This window comes from Mycobacterium pinniadriaticum (assembly GCF_026242045.1).
Taxonomy (GTDB): domain Bacteria; phylum Actinomycetota; class Actinomycetes; order Mycobacteriales; family Mycobacteriaceae; genus Mycobacterium; species Mycobacterium pinniadriaticum.
The window spans coordinates 223,476-238,426 of the sequence record NZ_JAPJDO010000003.1; the positions used below are offsets into that span (position 1 = coordinate 223,476).

Below are 14,951 nucleotides of genomic sequence, written 5' to 3' on the forward strand. Positions count from 1 at the left end.
TACCGTCGGCGCCATGACCGATGTCGACGTGTTCATCGCCGGCGAGTTCGCCACCAGATACCGGCCGGGGCCGAGTGCGGTGTTCGTCATCAGGCCCGACGGTTATCTTTGCTTCGCGGCCCGCGATTCGCCCCGTGGGGGGACCTGACGGCGGCACTGAAGTTCACATTTCGCTAGGCATCCGACACGGTCGCGCGCCCAGGCCGGGATGCAAGGGTAGGTTCGCCGGGAAAGCCACCGGTCCGGTCGTCGTTCGCGACGCCGCCGCAGGAGGAGAAGCGCGTTGGAGAAGTTCACCCCATCGATGGACTGGGGACACGAGCTCGTCCCGTCCTTGATCTGGATTTCCAAAGCGTGGGCCATCAGTGCCGCCCTGAGCCTCGTTGTGCTGATTCTGCTGGCCCGCTACACCGTCTGGGGTCGGCAGTACTGGCGGATCACCGGCGACTACTTCAAGGGCCGGCAGAGCATCGGAGTCTGGATCTGGGTCGGCGTGCTGTTGCTGTCGACGATCATCTCGGTGCGCCTGGACGTGCTTCTCAGCTACTACAGCAATGACCTGTTCACCGCCCTGCAGGTGGCCTTCCAGGGCGCCGGCGGCGGCAACGAAGAGATCCGCGAGTCCGGCATTCGCGGCTTCTGGGGAGCACTGATCCTGTTCGCCATCCTGGCGACGATCTACATCAGCCGGGTGATGCTGGACATCTACCTGATGCAGCGGTTCATCATCCGGTGGCGGGTGTGGCTCACCGACCGGCTCACCTGCGACTGGCTCGACGACCACGCCTACTACCGGACCCGGTTCACCGACAGTGACATCGACAACCCCGATCAGCGCATCCAGCAGGACATCGACATCTTCACCGCCGGGGTGGGTTCCTCGCCGAACCAGCCGATGATCGGCAGCTCCAGCACGCTGATCTTCGGGGCCATCAATTCGCTGGTGACGGTCGTTTCGTTCACGGTGATCCTGTGGAACCTGTCGGGTCCGCTGACGATCCTCGGGTTCACCCTGGGCCACGCGCTGTTCTGGGTGGTGTTGGCCTACGTGAGTTTCGCGACCATCATCGCGTTCTGGATCGGCCACCCGCTGATCCGGTTGAGCTTCCGCAACGAGCTGACCAACGCCGTCTTCCGCTATGCCCTGGTGCGGCTGCGCGACGCCGCCGAGGCGGTCGGTTTCTACCGCGGCGAGAACGCCGAGCGGGGCCTGCTTCGCACCAAGTTCGCCGAGATCATCACCAACTACCGCAGGTATGTGAACCGCACCATCGCGCTGACCGGCTGGAACCTGTCGATGAGCCAGATCATCAACCCGTTGCCGCTGGTGATCCAGGCACCGCGGTTGTTCGCCGGTCAGATCGACCTCGGCGACGTCACGCAGTCGTCGAGTGCGTTCGGCGCCATCCACGACTCGCTGTCGTTCTTCCGCAACGCCTACGACTCGTTCGCCTCCTACCGGGCGGCCATCATCCGTCTGCACGGACTGGTGGAGACCAACGCCGAGGCCCGCGAGCTGCCCAAACTGACCACTCTTCCCACCCTCGACGGCTCGGTGGAGTTGCGCCGGGTGGAGGTCCGCACACCCAGCGGCAGTCAATTGGTCGACCCGATCGACCTGCGGCTGGAACCGGGCGAGACGCTGGTGATCACCGGAGCGTCGGGAGCGGGCAAGACCACGCTGCTGCGCAGTCTGGCCCAGCTGTGGCCGTACACCTCGGGCACCCTGTGCCGCCCGATGGACGAGCACGACACGATGTTCCTGTCCCAGATGCCCTATGTGCCGCTGGGCGATCTGCGCACCGTGGTGTCCTACCCGGCCACGTCCGGGGAGATCACCGACGACGAGTTGCAGCGCTCGCTGACCAAGGTCGCACTGTCACACCTGACCATCCGCCTCAACGAGGTCCAGGACTGGGCCAAGGTGCTCTCCCCGGGTGAGCAGCAACGCATCGCGTTCGCCCGGGTGCTGCTGACCCGACCCAAGGCGGTCTTCCTCGATGAGGCCACCTCCGCGCTCGACGAGGGCCTCGAGTTCGCCCTCTACGACATGGTCCGCACCGAGCTGCCGAACACCATCCTGGTCAGCGTGAGCCATCGCAGCACCGTCGAACAGCACCACGACCGGCACCTGGAGCTGCTCGGGCAGGGCGAATGGCGCTTGGGCCACGTCGAGGGGAACGAACCGGCCACGGTGTAGGCCGGCCCACACCCCGCCGACGTCAGCGGGAGGGCTCTGCGAGCAACAACAGCAGTAACACTCGTCGCAGATCGGCGTGCAGATCGGAGAGCTCGGCGATCCGCCCGGCGCGTACGTGCCGGGCGACGAGCTCGGTGGCGACCATCGCCGCAGCGGTGACGTCCACGTCGGCGGGCTCACCGGCGACGCCGGCCCGCCTGCGCAGCTCGCGGGCGATTCGGCGCAACGCCTCGGCAAATATGGCGGCTCGGCGATCACGGGAGGCAAAGGCCCGGTCACCGACGGTGAGGATGTCGACGAAGTAGGCCCGGGCGCCACCGGGGCGAGCCATCCACCACTGCAGATACTGGTGCAGGCCGGCGTCGAACACCGCCATCGCGTCCTGCGCGTTCTCGATCTGGTCGACGTAGGCGTCGAGCAGATCGCGCAACTGGTCACCGTGCCGCTCACAGGTGGCGATGAAGCAGTCCGCCTTGTCCTCGAAGAGGGCGTAAAAGGTGCGGTCGGTCACCCGGGCCCGCCGGACCACTTTGGGCACGCTGGCCCCGCCGTAGCCGTTCTCGTTGACCAACTCCTCCATGGCGATCAGCAAGCGCTCACGTTGGGAGGCGAGTACCGCTTCCTTGCCGAGCTTGTGCCGTCCACGCGGCAGCGGTTGAGCTGGAGAGTCACGACCGGACACGAGGTTTGACCGTAGCGCGTGCGCCACGGGCCACGCGTCGTGAACACGCGATCCTTCCATTTAGACACGTACACATGTTTAATTGTTGCCCGGGACACCGAGAACCGACTCGGCAGATACGAAAGGTGAAGCCGATGACCAACGACGGTCCGGGGATGGCGGCTCGGAGCGCGATACGTTCACCCTTCTCAGCCTTCCCGCGGTGGCTGCAATCCGCGGCAATCGTCGCCGGAGTCGCGGTGGCCTCCATCGCCGCACCCGCAGTCGCCGCCGCGTCCCCGGGCGGCGACGCCGACAGCAGCCGGGGCACGCCATCGCGCCAATCCACCAGCACCGCTTCGACCGGGCGATCGCAGCAGCGCCCCGCCCCGAACCGTAGGACTCCTGCGGCAACCGCCAGAACGGCCAGACCGACCCCGAGATCGCTGACCACCCCGCGAGCCCAGGTCAAGGCGCCGACACGGAGACCGACCACGGAGGTAACCCCTATGACGAAAGCGGACCCCGCTAGCCCGACACCGCGGTCGGCAGCCACCACGCTCCTGCCGGCATTCACGCGCGCGTCAAGCACCGTCACAGCACCACCTGTGACCCTCCGGGCGATGATCACCGACGTCATGACGTGGGTCGGCTTGGGCCGACTGGCAACCGACCTTCCCGGCCCGGGCATCCCGGCACCACAGCTGATCGGTACGGCATGGCTCGCGGTCCGACAGCACCAGTACAAGTGGAACAACCAACGCCCCGCGGCCGACCCCACAGCAGCCACCGAACTGGACCCCACCGGCGCGGTCACCGGTGACCTGAACGCAACCGATTTCGAGGGCGACACCCTGACCTACGTCGTGAGCGGCGCTCCCGAACATGGCACCGTCGTGGTCGACGACCAGGGCCACTTCACCTACGTGCCCGAAGTGCCAGCCGGATCGCCGGTCATCGACGAGTTCACCGTGACGATCGACGACACCGTCGGAAATCCAGCGCACTACTACGGACTGCTCGGGTTGACCGGGGTGCTCAATGCGCCGACGATCACCGTCCACGTGACCGTCACCTCTCTGGGCGACGTCAGCATCGCGCCGCCGCCACGGCCCGGCGAAGCGGCGTTACTGGCCGCGCAGGCCTACCTGTACGGCTATCCTCTGCTGGAATTCAATCGGCTGCAGGCCCAGGCGCCCAGTGCCAACACCTTGCTGGCGCTGACCAGCTACGTCGACCCCAGCGAGCATCTGGTGGTCGCACCCAACGTCGATACCCTTTACACGTTGGCTTACCTGGATCTCAGCGAGGGCCCGGTCGTGCTGTCACATCCCGATATGGGCGATCGCTACTTCGTCTTCCAGCTGATGGATCCCTACACCAACGTGGTGGGCTACGTCGGCTCACGCACCACCGGATCAGAGGCCGAAACCTACGCCATCGTCTGGGCTGACGGTCCCGAGGGCGAGATCCCGCCCGACGCACTGGTCATCACGGTGCCCTATGCCGATATCTGGCTCTTGGGCCGAACCCTCGCCGGCGATGAGGCCGACCAACAGGAGGCTGTGGCACTGATGCGGCAATATTCGCTCACCGCGCCGGGGGGCACCGCTACCTATCCGGTCGAGGATTTCCCGACCAGCACCTCGGACCCGCTGCCCACCGGCCTCGACGCTCTCAATGCGATCAGCGATGCGATGGTGGCGAGCCCGCCCCCGCAGGCCGATGCCGACGAACTGGCCAAACTCGCCCGCATCGGGGTGGGTCCGGGGCTTGAGGTCTCCGACGCGGGACTGAGCCCGGTCTCGCAGTTCGCGGCCGACGTGGCCGTGCGTGCGGTGGCTGCGCTGCTCGGCCCGCTGGTCAGCATCTCGCAGTTCTCGACGGCCGCGCGCAACGACGGCTGGGCCTCACCGGATCCCGCAATCGGCGACTACGGCACCGATTATCTGTTGCGGGCCGGGGTGGCCAAGATCGGGCTGGGCGCCAACACCCCTGAGGAGGCGTACTACGCCACCGCGTTCCTGGACCAGAATCTGCGCCGGCTGAGCGGACGTCACTCCTACCAGTTGCACTTCGATCCCGGCCAGGAGCCGCCGGCTGACGCGTTCTGGTCGATCACCGTCTACGACTCCAACGGCTTCCTGGTACCCAACGACCAGAACATCTACAGCGTCAGCAGCACCGGGGCCGGCGACCTCGTGTACCAAGAGGACGGGTCGATCGACATCGTCTTCTCCACGCAGGACCCGCAGGATCCGAACGTGAACTGGATCCCGGTGCCCGACGGCGCCTTTCGGGTGTATCTGCGGGTCTACGACCCGCAGGAGGCGGTACTCGAAGGCAGTTGGGTGGTGCCGGGCATCCAGCGGCTGTGACCGTCCGGGCTCAGCCTTTCGCCGTCGATGCGGCGTGCGTGCCGGCGCGGCGGCCGAAGAAGGAGCCCTCCCCCAGCTGGGTGCCGCTGGCGTAACCCTTGCCGTCCTGGGCAATATTGGATGCACACGCGCCCGCGGCGTACAGGCCGGGGATCACGCTGCCGTCGGTCCGCAGCACCTCGCCATCGACGTCGGTGGCCAGACCGCCGACGGTGAACCCGGAGTACATCGCCTTGCCCAGCGTCAGGTCGAACGCGCCCCACGGTCCTTTGTCTTGTGGCGCAAGGAATTCCGGCTGCTTGTGAAACTCGGGATCCTCGCCCTTGGCGGCGTGTTCGTTGTAGTTGTTCAACGTCTCGACGAGGTTGCCCTTCGGGATGCCCAGCGCGGCCTCCATCTCCTCGACGGTCTCCCACCCGTCGATGAAGGTGATCAGTGGGATCTCCGGGGTCTGCATGTGCGCCTCGTCGACGATCAGATACGCCGCACTGTCGGGCTGGTCCATCACGAAGCCCGACGTGCGGGAATGGTAGGAGTCTTCGGTGACGAACCGTTTGCCTTCTTTGTTGACGATGATGCCGGTCAGCAGTATCGACGGCGGGTAGACCGGGGCGGTGATGAAGATCTGATCCATGTGTTTGGTCGCCGCGCCGACCGACTCGCCCAACCTGATGCCCAGTCCGTCGTCGTAGGTATTGCCCAGCACGAACGGCTTTTCGGCGAGTTTCGGGGTGAATTCGGCCACCATGTCGGGGTTCATCACGAATCCGCCGGCGGCGATCACCACCGCCTTGGCGCGTACCGATCCGGTTTCGTTGAAGCGCTTCCACGACACCCCGACGACGGCGCCGTCGTCGACGATCAGGTTCGTGGCGCCGGTCTCGTAGCGGATCTGCACGCCCAGTTCGGCGGCGCGCTTGAGCAGCAGGTCGATCACCATGGCCGCACCCTGGGTGTCACCGGGAACCGGGACCTTGTGTCCGCGCGGGGCGGGCACCGCCATGTTCTTGTAGGGCCACACCTTCTCGTTGCCGGTGAACATCAGGCCCTCGGTGTTGGGCTGGATGACCGCCTTTTCCGGGTAGTAACTGCGCTCGAAGGCGATCCCGAGCTCCTCCAGCCAGTTGAAGTGCTCGACGCTGCCCTCGCAATAGGCGCGGATCTTGTCGAGCTCGGGCTCGCGGGAGACCGCGACGAGGTATTTGTACATCTCCTCCACGCTGTCCTCGTGCCCGGTCGCCTGCTGCACCGCGGTACCGCCACCGAGGTAGAAGTGTCCACCCGCCATCGCGGTGGTACCGCCGGCGACGGCGGCCCGTTCGAGCACGAGAACCCGGGCGCCGGCCGCCGCGGCGCTGACCGCCGCACAGCCTCCGCCGATGCCGAACCCGATCACCACGACGTCGACGTCGTCGGACCATTCCGTCACCTCGGCGGCGTCGACGGTCGCGGGGATGTCCAGGCCACTCATTGCTGCTCCTGTTTCACATAGTCGAAGAACGTGCGGATGTCGTCGGGGATGTAGGCGATCTCGAGGTAGGGCACGCCGGCAGCGGGGGCCGACAGGTAGGCGAACAGCATGCCGCCCGGCATCATGCCCCGGGCGGCGACCTCGGCGCCGGCCACGGCGGCCTCGAAGGCGTCGGGGTCGGGGACTTCCACGCAGATGTGATGCAGGCCGGGACCGCTCTCGGTGAGGAATTCGGTGTAGATGCTCTCCCCGCGGGTCGGCGCGATGAGTTCGAGCTGGGTGTCGCCGGCGTAGCTCAGCGAGATGTCGGCGTGGTAGTCGGCGGGACCCCCGCGATGCACGCAGGCCTCGGGCCCGAAGTGGACATCGGGCATTCGTATCCATTTCCTGGCCCCGAGCAGCGTGGTCAAGGCCGCTTCGGTGGCGTCGAGATCGCGGGTCACCCACGCAATCTGGACAGGTGTCTGGCTGGTCATCGGTTCGAGGATATCCCCGGCCCCCCGGTGTGGCTAGAACGTGTTCTAGTTCCGCGGGCCGCCGGTGGTGAGCAGGTCGATGGCCAGCCGGATCTGTTCATCGAACAACACCCCCGGTTCGGCGAAGGTGTCCGACCCATACTGACCGAAGATCTCCAGGCTGACCGCACCGACGATCAGTGCCCAGACCGCGGTGCACCGGATCACCAGCGCATCGTCCCCGGGGAAGCCGAACTCGTCACGCACTCGTCGCAGGTCCGCCGACATCGGTTGTGCGACGTGGTTTTCGGTCAGCGCGATATCTCCGGTGGCCACGCCGGTGGCCACCGCATCGAAGAGCATCCTGATCACCCGGGTTCCCGGGCCGGTGGTCAGTTCGGCGGGCGCGTGATAGCCGGGAACCGGGCTGCCGTACAGCAGCGCCCACTCGGCGGGGTGGTCAGCTGCCCACTGCCGCAGTGCGCGGGCGATCGTTGCGATATCGGCCCGCCACCCCCCGGTCCCCGACCCGCGCGCGCCGTCGACCGTATCGGCCAGTTCGGAGTACGCCTCGACAAGAAGCAGGGTCAGCAACTCGTCGCGGCTGGCCACATACCGGTACATCGCCGAGGAGACCATGCCCAGCTCACGAGCGATCGCGCGCACCGACAACCCGGCCGCGCCCACGCTGGCGAGTTGTCGACGGCCGAGTTCCACGATCCGCGCCTCGGTGCGCTGCCGCGCTTCTTGCCGTTTACCCACGCGCCGAGTCTCGCACGTCAGAGATCACTGCTCTTGAATTTGTCGGGACCGGCTGGCATCCTCAATCGAGAGCACCGCTCTCTAACTTCGATCGACAAGGACCACCCGATGACTGACCACTACGACCGTCCGAACGCGACCGCGCGCGTCTTCAATGCCGCCATCCGCCGGCTCGCCGAGGCGGGCATCAGCATCGCCGGCACCCGCGCGCTGCGGGTGCGCGGCCGCAAATCGGGCGCCCCGCACGGCGTGGTCGTCAACGTGATGCGGGTCGGCGGGATCGACTACCTGGTCTCGCCCCGCGGGAACACCCAGTGGGCGCGCAACGCCCGCGCGGCCGGCACCGTGGAACTCGGTCCGCGCTGGCGGCGCACTCCGGTGTCGCTCACCGAGGTCGCCGACGAGGACAAGCCCGCCCTGCTCAAGCGCTACCTGGATCGGTGGTATTGGGAGGTCAAAGGCCACATCGCGGGGCTGACGCCGGACTCGAGCGTCGAGCAGCTGCGCGCGGCCGCTCCGACGATCCCGGTGTTCGCGCTGGGCCGCTAGTTGGTGTTGGCTTCCTCGGCCGCGGCCACTGTGACCACGCCGATGTCGCCATGGGCCTGCTGGGTGGTGGACACCCACGACACAGCCGCCGGCAAGGTGCCCCAGGTGCTGTTGAACAGGCCGATGATCACGGCCTTGTCGTCGTCGACCGGCATGTAGACCGGTCCGCCGGAATCGCCCTTCTGGCTGACCACACCGTTGTTCATGGTGAACCAGCCGTTGTTGACCCGCTCGATCGAGCCGCAGCTTTCACCGGTGACGACCCCGAAATGGCAGACCGGCTGGCCGGCGGCCATCGGCGGGGCGGCGTCGGCGACGAGTTGACGACCGCCGGGCAGGATGTTGTTGACCACGACATCGGGGGCCAGGGCGATCGTCTCGTAATCGGAAATCACCTGGTCGGTCCGCACGACCGCCCCGTCGGGGGTGTTGTCCTGGAAGGTCGAGACCATGCCGATGAGTTGACCGTTGCGGTCGGTGACCGGACCGTCGCCCCGGCAGTGACCGGCCGAGTAGGCAACCCGCGCCACCGGGTCGACATAGCCGAGCGTGCAGACGTTGCTGGCCTGGCGGATCTCCATCCCCGGGGAGACCACCACACCGGGCGTGGCGTCGGCCGCCGGTGCCACGATCGCGGACACGGCAAGAGCCGCTGCGGCGGCGAGGACACCCCTGGAACCAAAACGCGCCACTGTACACCCCGATCGATCGGCGACACATCAAGGACGCGCCGCGAAAATATCTCGACTGTGTATCGGCGTCGATCTCAAATCGTTACCAATGAACTATGACGTACCCGGCGTGTCGCCGCGGGAATCCCGTCAGGGATGAGTTAAGAGTCGAACCCCAGACCGAGTCGGTCGAGAGTGCGCAGGAAGATGTTGCGCTTACCGGCGTTGTGATCGGCTCGATTCAGCGACCACCGGGTCGCCTGGATACCGATGCTGGCCGCCGGTTCGGGTGGGAACGGTAGCGGTTTGCGGTTGACCATCTCCAGCTCGGTCCGTTCGGTGGGACGCCCGTCGAGCAGATCCAGGCAGACATCTGCGGCGAACCGAGCCGCGCCCACCCCGAGGCCGGTGAACCCGTTGACATAGGCGATCCGGCCGCGACCGGCCAGCCCCCAGTGCGCACAGAACCGGGTGTTGGTGTCGATCGCTCCCGCCCAGCGGTGGCTGAACCGCACGTCCTCGAGTTGGGGGAACGTGATGAAGAAATGCGCGGCCAGCCGGCGGTAGGTGTCCGGCCGGTCTTCGTACATCGGGTCGACTCGCCGCCCGAAGTGGTAGACGGCGTCGTATCCGCCCCAGACGATCCGGTTGTCGGCCGAGAGGCGGTAATAGTGGAACTGGTTGGCGCTGTCCCCGATCCCCTGCCGCGACCGCCAGCCGATGCGGTCGAGTTGCTCTGGTGTGAGCGGCTCGGTGGCCAGCACGTAGTCGTAGACCGGGACGGTGTGCAGCCGGTTGCGTTTGAGCAGGCTGGGAAAGACGTTGGTGGCCAACACAACCTGGTCGGCCTCGATCATGCCCGCAGGGGTTTTCACCTGCACGCCGGTGTTCTCGCGGTCGACCGAGGTCGCCGGCGTGTGTTCGAAGACCTGGACGCCGGCCTCGGCGCAGGCGCGGGCCAGTTCGAAGACCAGCCGCGCGGGATGCACGATCGCGCAGGTGTCCGCGGCGAACAACCCGGCCTGGTAGGTCGGCGAGTCGACCTCGGCACGGACCGCCGCGCGGTCCAGGAACCGTCCGTCCCCGTCGTCGGCGCCTTCGCGCAACCACGCGACCTGGTGCGGCTCGGTGGCCACGGTCAGCATGCCGGTGCGCTCCCAGTCGACCTTCATCGCGTGGGACTCGATATCAGCCTGCATACCGTCGAGGTTGGCCAGGCCGAGCTTCTCCAGCCGATCGAATTCGCTGGGCCACCGGGACTTTCCGTTCTCCGCACCGTGGGTGATGCTGGCCTCGACGAACCCGCCGTTGCGCCCCGATGCCGCCCAGCCGACGCGCTCGGCCTCGATCAGCACCACCCGTGCGCCGGGGTTGCGTTCGATGGCGTGCAGCGCCGACCACAATCCGGCGTAGCCGCCGCCGACGACCAGAAGATCGCAGCTCAGCCCACCGGGCAGCGTCGGGTACTCCGGCCGGGGTGTGTCCAGCCACATCGATCCGAACGTGGCGGACCCCAATGCGCGCGCGATCAGGCCGGGGTCGACGTCGCGATCAAATACCGTCTGCACCCAAGCATGGTGCCACGGCGGGGCGGATCTACTTGGCGAACCGGGTCAGCAGGGGGCCAAGGGTGGCCAGGATGAACACGTAGGGAGTGGCCACCGGTCCGATCGCGGCCACGGTGGTGCCGGCCAGCCCGATGATCACCAGGGAGAACTCACCCCGCGCGATCAGCGCGGTTCCGGCCCGCAACTGGCCGGGACGCCCAACACCTTCCCGGCGGGCCGCATAGGCGCCGGTGACGATCTTGGTCAGCGCGGTGACCGCGGCCAGTGCCAGCGCGACCGGCAGCATCGGCACCAGGTCGGATGGATCCACCGTCAGACCGATAGCCAAGAAGAACACCGCCGCGAAAAGGTCTCGCAGCGGGCTGAGCACGGCGCGGGCCCGGTCGGCGGTCTCTCCGGTGAGCGTCAGCCCCACCAGAAACGCGCCGACCGCCGCCGAGGCGTGCAGATGCTCGGCGACGGCCGCCACGATCAGCGTCAGTCCGAGGATGCGCAGCAGAAGCTGCTCGTCGTCGGGGTGGGCGATGAGCCGTCCGACGTGATGACCCCAGCGGTAGGACGCCGCAAACGCCGCGCCCAGTGCGCTCACGGCGACACCCATCCACAACAGGGCCTCCCACCAGCTGCCGCCGGCCGCGAACACCGCGAGCAGCGGCAGGTAGGCCGCCATCGCGAAGTCCTCGAGGACCAGCACCGAGAGCACCGCGGGGGTTTCCCGGTTACCCAGCCGGTGCAGGTCGTTGAGCAGGCGGGCGATCACGCCCGACGAGGAGATGAAGGTGATGCCGGCCATCGCCAGGATGCCGACGAAGTCCAGCCCCAGCAGCCAGCCGGCGACGGCTCCGGGGATGGCGTTGAGTACCAGGTCGACGCCGGCCGACGGCAGGTGCCGGCGCATGCTGACGGCGAACTCGCCGATGGAGAACTCCAGACCCAGGGTCAGCAGCAGCAGCACGACACCGATCGAAGCGCCGGTGGAGACGAACTCCCCGGCCGCCGGGACCGGGGCGATTCCACCGTTGCCCAGGGCCAGCCCGGCCCCCAGGTACAACGGGATCGGCGAGAGCGCGAACCGACGGGCCAGGGCTCCCAGGATGGTCAGGGCAGTCAGGATGACGCCGAGCTCGAGTAGGAGCGCGACCGAGACAGCCATAGGCTCAGCCCTGGTCGACGATTCGCCGGACTCCGGAGATACCGTCCTCGGTGCCGATCACCACCAGCACGTCGTCGCCGCGCAGCACCTCATCCGGGCCGGGTGAGGCCAGCACCTCCTCGCCGCGCACGATCGCAACGATCGACGCGCCGGTCCGGGTGCGGGCTTTGGTCTCCCCCAGCGGGCGGTCCACGAACGGCGAGCCAGGGCCGATCTCGACCTGCCCGGCGTCCAGGCCGGGAACCTCCTTGGTGAGGTCGGCGAAGCGCTCCACCATCCGCGGGGCGCCCAGGATCTGGGCCAGCGCGTCGGCTTCCTCACCGGTGAGGCAGAACACCGGACGGGCCTGATCGGGATCGCTGGCGGCGTAGACCACGACCTCGAAATCACCGCTGCGCCGAGCGATCACCCCCACCCGGTTGCCGTCGGCGTTGTCGAGCTCGTAGCGCAACCCGACCCCGGGCAGCAGGACTTCCTTGACCTCCATGGGCTCCATCCTCGATGACGGCGTCGATGCTGACTAGCCCTGGCCTGCCACGGCGGGCTGTGGTGTGCGGGCGGGTTGCCAGCCCGGCGGGCCGAATACGTAGCCCAGCCGGTCGCGCCAGCGGCTTGCCGAGCGAACGTCACGGGCGATCGCCACGTACTCGTAGGTCTCCAGCTTCCAGATGTTGAAGGTGGTCACCGGCTTGGTCAACCCGTAGTGGGGACGGAACAACTCGGGCTGGAACGTCCCGAACAGCCGGTCCCAGACGATCAGGATGCCGCCGTAGTTCTTGTCGAGGTATTCGGGATCCATCCCGTGATGCACCCGGTGGTGGGAGGGGGTGTTGAAGACGAACTCGAAGGCTCTGGGCAGCCTGCCGATGCGTTCGGTGTGAATCCAGAACTGGTAGATCAGGCTGATCGAGAAGCTGGTGAAGACCATCCACGGCGGAACACCCAACAGCGGCAACGGAATCCACATGATGATTTCGCCGCTGTTGTTCCACTTCTGGCGCAGCGCGGTCGCGAAGTTGAAGTAGCGGCTGGAGTGATGCGCCTGGTGGGTCGCCCAGATCAACCGGACCCGGTGCGCGATGCGGTGGTAGGCGTAGTAGAGCACGTCCACGCCGACGATGGCGATCACCCACGTGTACCACTGCGAGGGCGACAGGTGCCACGGCGCGACGTAGGCGTACAGGGCGGCGTAGCCGAGCAGGGCCAGGAACTTCCAGGCACCCATCGTCGCCACCGACACCAGCCCCATCGAAATCGAGGCCCAGGCGTCGCGGGTGAGGTACGCGCCCGTTGCCGGCGAATCGCCGTCGGCCCCGGTGAGGCGTTCCAGCTTGCGGGCCGCGGCCCATTCGATGGTCAGCAGCAGCAGGAAGAACGGGATCGCGAACAGCACCGGTTCGCGCATCTGCGGCGGGAGAACGGACAACCACTCCCCGATACGGTCCACGCGTTCCACCTCCGATGTGCACCCGCCCGGAGTCTAACCCGATCCCGCCGCGTTGTTAGACACCACGTCAAGAAGCCGGCTCAGCGGAAGCTGAGCACCTGATCGCCCCAGGCCAGCCGAATCTGGCGGTCCAGGTCGTCGACGATCTCGTCCTGACGATCCATGACCAGGGTGGTGCGGCCGCCCGCGCTGTAGGGCGCCCACCGCGGCTGCCCCTGCGGCCCGGTGGGGACGCCGGTGGCCGCGAAGTTGGTCCACCGGGTGCGCATCCGGTCGGACAAGGCTTCACCGGCGTTGCGTCCGCCGAGTTTGAAGGTGACGTCGCGGGGGCCGGCGACCAGGTTGCCCCAGACGTAGATCAACTCGGTGGCATGTGCGGCGCCGAGTCGGATCAACTTGAAAATCGGTGTTGCCCAATCGAATCGATACAGATAGACCGGGGCCACCGCGCTGTGTCCCTCGGCGAACCACACCGAGGGCATCCGGAAGCCCATATCGCTGGCTACCCCCAGGCTGCGGGTCCGGGCCCGCCTGGCCGGGTAGGCCGCGCCGATCTGCTCGGCGGTCGGCAGCTGCAGGCCCGGCTGGTCGTCGGCGATCTCCTCGAACATCGTGCGAATCGCCTTGGGCGCGATGGGCATCAGCGGCGAGCGCATGAAGCGGAACAGTGCGGCCTCGTCCTTGTTGGTGCCGATCAGCAGCGGCACCGGGTGCGTTTTGCCGGTGCGCGCCAGCGTCACCGGATAGTCCGGCACCAGGTCGCCGTCGACGGTCGGCGCGAACGCCAGCCGCCCCGGTGTTGCGGTCGGGACGTGGTCGAACACCTGCATCGAGGCGTCGACCAGCGCCTCGACCGGAGCCCGGTGGGCCTCGGCGGCGGTCATGCCAAGCCGGTCGAGCACCAGATGAGCGACGGAGCTCGCCCGGGTGCTGTCGTAGATCGAGGTGGCCGGTGAACTCTGGGCGATGGCGCGGGAGAACAGCCCGGCGGCCGCCGGCACGGCCAGCAGCGTCGTCACGATCCCCGCCCCGGCGGACTCGCCGAACAGCGTCACCCGGTCCGGATCACCGCCGAAGCCGGCGATGTTGTCGCGCACCCAGCGCAGCGCGGCCAGCACGTCGCGCAGGGCGATATTGCTGTCGAAACCGGCGGATGAGAAGTCCAGGAACCCCAGTGCGCCGAGCCGGTAGTTGATGGTCACCACGACGACGTCGGAACCGTCGGCCAGCACCGACCCGTCGTAGAGCGGCTGGCTGCCGGAGCCGAAGATGTAGGCACCGCCGTGCACCCACACCATCACCGGCTTGGGATGGGAGTCGGCGGCATCAACATCCGATGGCGCCCAGATGTTGAGGAACAGGCAATCTTCGTCGGCGCGGGTACCCAGGCCCATCGGAATGGGGCTGCGCGGCTGCGGACTGACCGGTCCGAACGCGGTGGCGTCCTGGACATCGGTCCATGGCTGCGGAGGCGCCGGCGCGCGCCAGCGCAGATCCCCGACCGGGGCGGCGGCATAGCGGATGCCCTTCCACGTCGCGACCCGGCCGTCGTCGGCCCCGCGCACCGGGCCGTAACCGGTCTTCACGACCGGACGGCCCACGACCTGGCGAATGTTCGCATCCGCTGTCATGGTTT

Annotated in this window: 14 protein-coding genes; 4 read left to right on the forward strand and 10 right to left on the reverse strand. The window is 67.5% G+C overall.

Annotation, left to right across the window (positions count from 1 at the left end; translation table 11 throughout):
- Positions 1 to 13: 13 nt before the first annotated feature.
- Complete coding sequence (locus ORI27_RS05320; protein ID WP_265995512.1) at positions 14 to 148, forward strand: hypothetical protein; 135 nt, start codon at positions 14 to 16, stop codon at positions 146 to 148.
- Positions 149 to 283: 135 nt separating this feature from the next.
- Positions 284 to 2,200, forward strand: a complete 1,917-nt coding sequence (locus ORI27_RS05325) for an ABC transporter ATP-binding protein/permease (RefSeq protein ID WP_323055558.1) — start codon at positions 284 to 286, stop codon at positions 2,198 to 2,200.
- 22 nt (positions 2,201 to 2,222) lie between these two features.
- On the opposite strand, the gene ORI27_RS05330 is transcribed toward ORI27_RS05325, so the two are convergent.
- A complete protein-coding gene (locus ORI27_RS05330) occupies positions 2,223 to 2,882 on the reverse strand; it encodes a TetR/AcrR family transcriptional regulator (RefSeq protein WP_265995513.1) in 660 nt (219 codons plus the stop codon).
- Positions 2,883 to 3,484: 602 nt separating this feature from the next.
- Here ORI27_RS05330 and ORI27_RS05335 point away from each other — a divergent pair.
- Complete coding sequence (locus ORI27_RS05335; protein ID WP_265995514.1) at positions 3,485 to 5,239, forward strand: DUF1254 domain-containing protein; 1,755 nt, start codon at positions 3,485 to 3,487, stop codon at positions 5,237 to 5,239.
- 10 nt (positions 5,240 to 5,249) lie between these two features.
- Here the strand turns inward: ORI27_RS05335 and ORI27_RS05340 are convergent, their stop codons facing one another.
- Genes ORI27_RS05340 through ORI27_RS05350 form a run of 3 tightly spaced genes read right to left on the reverse strand, consistent with a single transcriptional unit; the run spans position 5,250 to position 7,927 of the window.
- Positions 5,250 to 6,710 carry an FAD-binding protein gene (locus ORI27_RS05340; RefSeq protein ID WP_265995515.1) on the reverse strand — a complete coding sequence of 487 codons (1,461 nt, stop codon included), beginning with the start codon at positions 6,708 to 6,710 and terminating at the stop codon, positions 5,250 to 5,252.
- Positions 6,707 to 7,186, reverse strand: a complete 480-nt coding sequence (locus ORI27_RS05345; RefSeq protein WP_265995516.1) for a VOC family protein — start codon at positions 7,184 to 7,186, stop codon at positions 6,707 to 6,709. The genes ORI27_RS05340 and ORI27_RS05345 overlap by 4 nt, the downstream gene beginning before the upstream one ends.
- A gap of 45 nt (positions 7,187 to 7,231) precedes the next feature.
- Positions 7,232 to 7,927, reverse strand: coding sequence for a TetR/AcrR family transcriptional regulator (locus ORI27_RS05350; protein WP_265995517.1), 696 nt, complete (start codon positions 7,925 to 7,927; stop codon positions 7,232 to 7,234).
- Positions 7,928 to 8,035: 108 nt separating this feature from the next.
- Between ORI27_RS05350 and ORI27_RS05355 the strand changes: the two genes are divergently transcribed.
- Positions 8,036 to 8,476, forward strand: a complete 441-nt coding sequence (locus ORI27_RS05355; protein ID WP_265995518.1) for a nitroreductase/quinone reductase family protein — start codon at positions 8,036 to 8,038, stop codon at positions 8,474 to 8,476.
- On the opposite strand, the gene ORI27_RS05360 is transcribed toward ORI27_RS05355, so the two are convergent.
- The 6 genes from ORI27_RS05360 to ORI27_RS05385 all read right to left on the reverse strand — a co-directional run bounded on the left by ORI27_RS05360 (position 8,473) and on the right by ORI27_RS05385 (position 14,946).
- Positions 8,473 to 9,117, reverse strand: a complete 645-nt coding sequence (locus ORI27_RS05360) for an Rv1815 family serine proteinase (RefSeq protein WP_265995519.1) — start codon at positions 9,115 to 9,117, stop codon at positions 8,473 to 8,475. The two genes, ORI27_RS05355 and ORI27_RS05360, sit on opposite strands and share 4 nt — an antisense overlap.
- Positions 9,118 to 9,308: 191 nt before the next feature.
- Complete coding sequence (locus tag ORI27_RS05365; RefSeq protein WP_265995520.1) at positions 9,309 to 10,715, reverse strand: NAD(P)/FAD-dependent oxidoreductase; 1,407 nt, start codon at positions 10,713 to 10,715, stop codon at positions 9,309 to 9,311.
- 28 nt (positions 10,716 to 10,743) lie between these two features.
- On the reverse strand, positions 10,744 to 11,868 hold the full coding sequence (locus ORI27_RS05370; protein WP_265995521.1) for a cation:proton antiporter: 1,125 nt from the start codon (positions 11,866 to 11,868) through the stop codon (positions 10,744 to 10,746).
- Between the two features lie 4 nt (positions 11,869 to 11,872).
- On the reverse strand, positions 11,873 to 12,355 hold the full coding sequence (locus ORI27_RS05375) for a cation:proton antiporter regulatory subunit (RefSeq protein WP_265995522.1): 483 nt from the start codon (positions 12,353 to 12,355) through the stop codon (positions 11,873 to 11,875).
- 33 nt (positions 12,356 to 12,388) lie between these two features.
- Positions 12,389 to 13,273 carry a sterol desaturase family protein gene (locus ORI27_RS05380; protein WP_265995662.1) on the reverse strand — a complete coding sequence of 295 codons (885 nt, stop codon included), beginning with the start codon at positions 13,271 to 13,273 and terminating at the stop codon, positions 12,389 to 12,391.
- A gap of 122 nt (positions 13,274 to 13,395) precedes the next feature.
- On the reverse strand, positions 13,396 to 14,946 hold the full coding sequence (locus tag ORI27_RS05385) for a carboxylesterase/lipase family protein (protein ID WP_265995523.1): 1,551 nt from the start codon (positions 14,944 to 14,946) through the stop codon (positions 13,396 to 13,398).
- Positions 14,947 to 14,951 lie beyond the last annotated feature (5 nt).